The following is a 4562-nucleotide window of genomic DNA, read 5'->3' as shown; positions in this document are numbered from 1 at the left end:
AGGGTGCCCCGCCGGTGCGGGCGGACCGGCCGCGGCGGACCCGGTCGGTGTCGGAGGGCTCGGCGAGCCAGGCGGCCGACCGGACGGCCGGCGAGCCGACGGCCGAGCCCGCGGCTCCCGTACGCCCCCGGTCCTCCGACGCGCCCTGGCACAACCCGGTGCCCGCCCACGACGAGAAGCCGTCGGCTGGCGAACCGGGTGAGCAGAAGGACGAGACCTCGGCCGGGGCGGCCGACCAGGACGGAGACGGCACGTGAACCTGCTCGACACGGTGCTGCGCTGCGTCGCCACCCTCGTCGTCTTCCTGGTCTTCCCGCTGGTCATCGGCCAGACCGAGCACAAGGTCATGGCGCACATGCAGGGCCGGCTCGGCCCGATGTACGCGGGCGGCTTCCACGGCTGGGCGCAGCTCGTCGCGGACGGCGTGAAGTTCGCGCAGAAGGAGGACATCGTCCCGGCCGGGGCGGACCGCCGGATCTTCCAGCTGGCACCCGCCGTCTCGCTGCTGCCGTACCTCTTCGTGCTGCTGGCGGTCCCGGTCGGCCCGGACGGCTTCGTCGGCCAGGCCGTCGACGCCGGTCTGTTCTTCGTGCTGGCCGTGATGGGCGTCGGCGTGATCGGCAAGCTGATGGCCGGCTGGGCCTCGGCGAACAAGTTCTCGCTGCTCGGCGCCCTGCGCACGGCCGCGCAGCTGATGTCGTACGAGCTGCCGATGGTGCTGGCGGCGGCCTCGGTGGCGATGGCCGCCGGCACGCTGTCGCTGCCCGGGATCGTGGACGCCTGGCAGTGGTACTGGCTGCCCTGGCAGATCATCGGCGCGTTCGTCTTCTTCACGGCCGGGCTGGCCGAGCTCCAGCGCCCGCCGTTCGACATGCCGATCGCCGACTCGGAGATCATCTTCGGCGCGTACACCGAGTACACCGGTCTGCGGTTCGCACTGTTCCTGCTGTCCGAGTACGTGGGCATCCTGGTGGTGTCCGCGTTGACCGCGGTGCTCTTCCTGGGCGGCTGGCACGGACCGCTGCCGGACCAGCTCGGCTGGCTCTGGACGATCCTCAAGACCTTCGCGCTGGCCTTCGTGGTCATCTGGCTGCGGGTCACCTACCCGCGCCTGCGCGAGGACCAGCTGATGCGCTTCGCGTGGACGGTGCTGATCCCGCTCGCGCTGGTCCAGCTGGCCCTCACCGGCATCATCAAGGTGGCGATCTCATGAGCTTTCCCGGTGTCGGCCTCGCCAAGGGGCTGGCCGTGACGCTGCGGACGATGACGAAGAAGAGCGTCACCGCGCAGTACCCCGACGTGCAGCCGGTGCTGCCGCCGCGTTCGCGCGGCGTCATCGCGCTGCTGGAGGAGAACTGCACGGTGTGCATGCTCTGCGCGCGCGAGTGCCCGGACTGGTGCATCTACATCGACTCCCACAAGGAGACGCTGCCGGCCGCCGAGCCGAACGCCCGGGCCCGCACCCGCAACGTGCTGGACCGGTTCGCCATCGACTTCTCGCTCTGCATGTACTGCGGGATCTGCATCGAGGTGTGCCCCTTCGACGCGCTGTTCTGGTCGCCGGAGTTCGAGTACGCGGAGACCGACATCCACGAGCTGACCCACGAGCGGGAGAAGCTCCGCGAGTGGATGTGGACCGTCCCCGCGCCGCCGGCGCTGGACCCGGCGGCCGAGGAGCCCAAGGAGGTCGCCACCGCGCGCAAGGCGGCGGACAAGCTGGCCGCGACTGCCGCGGCGGCTCTTGAGGAGAAGGGTGACGACGCGTGATCGGTGCTGCCACGCTTCTCGCGGCGACCGGTTCCCTGGAGCCGGCCGCCCGTTCGTTCCTGTCCCCGACCGGCCAGGAGATCGTCTTCCTGCTGGTCGGCATCGCCGTGCTCGGCTCGGCCGTGGTCTCCGTGACCACCCGGCAGCTGGTGCACGCGGCGCTCTGGCTGGTGGTCGCGCTCGGCGGGCTGGCGGTGGAGTTCCTGCTGCTCACGGCCGAGTTCATCGCCTGGGTGCAGGTGCTGATCTACCTCGGCTCGGTGGTCGTCCTGGTGCTGTTCGGGCTGATGCTCACCAAGGCACCGATCGGGCGCTCGCCGGACGCCGACTCCAAGAACCGCTGGGTGGCCCTGGTCGTGGCGCTGGCCTCGGCCGGGACGCTGGTCACGCTCGTGGTCGACGCCTTCCGGACCTCCTGGGTCGACCTCGGCCGGGGCGGCGGCTCGGCCGCCGTCACCGGGGCCAGTCTGTTCCGGTACTGGGTGCTGCCCTTCGAGGCGCTGTCCGTGCTGCTGCTGGCGGCCCTGGTCGGCGCGATCGTGCTGTCGCGCGGCTCCAAGCGGCGGGTGCCGGCGCCGCGGGCGGGCAAGCTGCGCGCCGGCCGGCCGGTCGGGTCCGACGGGACGGTCGCCGCCACCGCGCCGAAGCCGGCTCCGGCGGTCTCCGAGCAGTCGACCCCTGAGCAGGAGGGCTGATGCACCTCGCCTACCCCGTCGTCCTCGCCGCGCTGCTGTTCAGCGTCGGCGTGTACGGCGTGCTCGCCCGGCGCAACGCCGTCCTGGTGCTCATGTCGGTCGAGCTGATGCTCAACGCCGTCAACCTCAACCTGGTCGCCTTCGACGCCTGGCTGCGGGACTCGCTGCACGCCGGGCAGGCGCTCACCCTGTTCACCATCACCGTCGCCGCCGCCGAGGTCGGGCTGGGGCTCGCCGTCGTGCTGCTGCTGTTCCGGGCCCGGGGCACCGCGGACATCGACCGGGCCACCGCGCTCGGCGACCCGGCCGAGACGCTCGCCGTCGAGGAGACGCCCGTCGGCGCCGAGGCGCCGGCCGGATCCGAGGCACGGAAGGGCCAGGCCGCCGCATGAACCTCGCCCTGCCCGCACTCGTCCCGGCGCTGCCCGCGCTCGGCGCCGCCGCGACCCTGGCCGTCGGCAAGAAGGCGCCCGGCCTGGCCCGGCCGCTGGCGATCGTCCCGGTCGCCGCCTCGGCGGTGCTCGCCCTGGTGGTCGCCCTCCAGCTCGGCACCGGCCAGGCCCTGGACGCCGCCACCCGGCTCACCCCGACCGGCGGTCCGGACATCGCGCTCGCCCTCCACCTGGACGGCTTCAGCTCGCTGATCTCGGTGCTGGTCGGCCTGGTCGCCACCTGCGTCCAGGTCTACTCGACCGCGTACCTCAAGGAGGACCCGCGCTACCCCTCGTACGCTGCGCTGGTCTCGCTGTTCACCGCGGCGATGTTCCTCGTGGTCTACTCGGGCGACCTGATCGTGCTGCTGGTCGGCTGGGAGGTCATGGGCCTGTGCTCGTACTTCCTGATCGGCCACCACTGGGAGACCGCGGACGCCCGCTCGGCCTCGTTGAAGGCCTTCCTGGTCACCAAGCTCGGTGACGTGCCGTTCCTGTTCGGGATCTTCCTGCTCGGTGCGGACGCCGGCAGCTTCCGTGTCACGGACGTGCTGGCGGCCGCGACGGAGGGCAGGCTCGGACACCCGACGCTGACCGCCCTGCTGCTGCTCGCCGGCGTGGCCGGCAAGAGCGCGCAGTTCCCGCTGCACACCTGGCTCCCGGACGCGATGGCCGGCCCGACCCCGGTCTCCGCGCTGATCCACGCCGCCACCATGGTCGCGGCCGGCATCTACCTGGTCGCCCGGCTGCTGCCGGTGTTCCTGCTGTCGGGCGCGGCGCTGGTCGTGCTCGCGGTGATGGCCGCCGTGACGATGATCGGCTCGGCGCTCTGCGCGCTCGCCCAGGACGACCTCAAGCGGGTGCTCGCCTACTCCACCGTCGGCCAGCTCGGCTACATGGCCGGCGCGCTCGCCGCCGGGGACCGCGAGGCCTCGGTCTTCCACCTGGTCAGCCACGGCGCGTTCAAGGCGCTGCTGTTCCTGGCCGCCGGTGTGGTGATCCACGCCGCGCACACCAACTCGATCTCCGCGATGTCCCGCATCCCGGGGCTGCGCAAGCGGGTGCCGGACGCCTACTGGACGATGGGCATCGCGCTGGTCGCGCTGGTCGGGCTGCCGCCGTTCTCCGGCTTCTTCAGCAAGGAGGCGGTGCTGACCGCCGCCGAGCACGCCGCCAACGGCGAGGCGCTGACCAACGGGCTCGGCCCGGCCTCGGCGGTGCCGCAGGCGGCCGGGTGGATCGTGCTGATCTCCGCCGGGCTCACCGCGCTGCTCACCGCCGCGTACGCGACCAGGCTCTTCCTGCTGGCCTTCCACAGCCCGGCCGGTGCCGCCGCGGCCGCACCGCAGCTGCTGCCCGCCGCCGACCGGGGCACCGTCACGGCCGACCACGAGAACGGCGCGCCGTACTCGCCCGAGCTCGACGAGGCCGACCCGGCCACCGCCGAGCCGCCCGCGATGCGCTGGCCGCTGTGGGTGCTGGCCGTTCCGACCATGGGCTTCGGCGTCCTCGGTCTGCGCTCGGACTGGCTGCCCGCGCTGCTGGACGGCGGCTCGCTGCGGCCCTCCGCGGTCACCGCCGTCACCGGGACCGGGCTCGCCGTGGTCGGCGTGCTCGCCGCGTACGGCGCCTGGCGCTCGGCGACCGCCCGGCTGGGCACCGGCCGTCC

At 73.0% G+C, this 4562-nt stretch carries 5 protein-coding genes and 1 pseudogene; all 6 read left to right on the top strand.

The window, feature by feature from the left end:
• A pseudogene (locus KS423_RS39120) lies at positions 1 to 257 on the top strand (NADH-quinone oxidoreductase subunit C); the annotation flags it as partial.
• The gene (gene nuoH / locus KS423_RS39115) at positions 254 to 1213 is read left to right on the top strand and encodes an NADH-quinone oxidoreductase subunit NuoH (RefSeq protein WP_374120116.1); all 960 of its coding nucleotides are present in this window, start codon (positions 254 to 256) and stop codon (positions 1211 to 1213) included. The pseudogene KS423_RS39120 and the gene nuoH, both read left to right, overlap by 4 nt.
• Positions 1210 to 1767 carry an NADH-quinone oxidoreductase subunit I gene (locus tag KS423_RS39110; protein WP_224284489.1) on the top strand — a complete coding sequence of 186 codons (558 nt, stop codon included), beginning with the start codon at positions 1210 to 1212 and terminating at the stop codon, positions 1765 to 1767. Before nuoH ends, KS423_RS39110 begins: the two co-directional genes overlap by 4 nt.
• Complete coding sequence (locus KS423_RS39105; RefSeq protein WP_374120117.1) at positions 1767 to 2462, top strand: NADH-quinone oxidoreductase subunit J; 696 nt, start codon at positions 1767 to 1769, stop codon at positions 2460 to 2462. Before KS423_RS39110 ends, KS423_RS39105 begins: the two co-directional genes overlap by 1 nt.
• Positions 2462 to 2854: an NADH-quinone oxidoreductase subunit NuoK gene (nuoK, locus tag KS423_RS39100; RefSeq protein ID WP_224284487.1), complete on the top strand. Its 393-nt coding sequence runs from the start codon at positions 2462 to 2464 to the stop codon at positions 2852 to 2854. Before KS423_RS39105 ends, nuoK begins: the two co-directional genes overlap by 1 nt.
• Positions 2851 to 4562 (top strand): NADH-quinone oxidoreductase subunit L (locus KS423_RS39095; RefSeq protein ID WP_224284486.1); only part of this gene is annotated, 1712 nt, incomplete at its 3' end. The genes nuoK and KS423_RS39095, both read left to right, overlap by 4 nt.

The sequence above is a fragment of the Streptomyces sp. LS1784 genome (assembly GCF_020103755.1).
Classification (GTDB): Bacteria; Actinomycetota; Actinomycetes; order Streptomycetales; family Streptomycetaceae; genus Kitasatospora.
Note: the sequence above shows the minus strand (reverse complement) of the source record. Positions and strands in the feature narration are given on the sequence as shown.

Bases quoted from the DNA above. Each gene is read 5' to 3' on its own strand.
- KS423_RS39110 (WP_224284489.1), top strand. From the start codon at position 1,210: ATGAGCTTTCCCGGTGTCGGCCTCGCCAAGGGGCTGGCCGTGACGCTG.
- nuoK (WP_224284487.1), top strand. From the start codon at position 2,462: ATGCACCTCGCCTACCCCGTCGTCCTCGCCGCGCTGCTGTTCAGCGTC.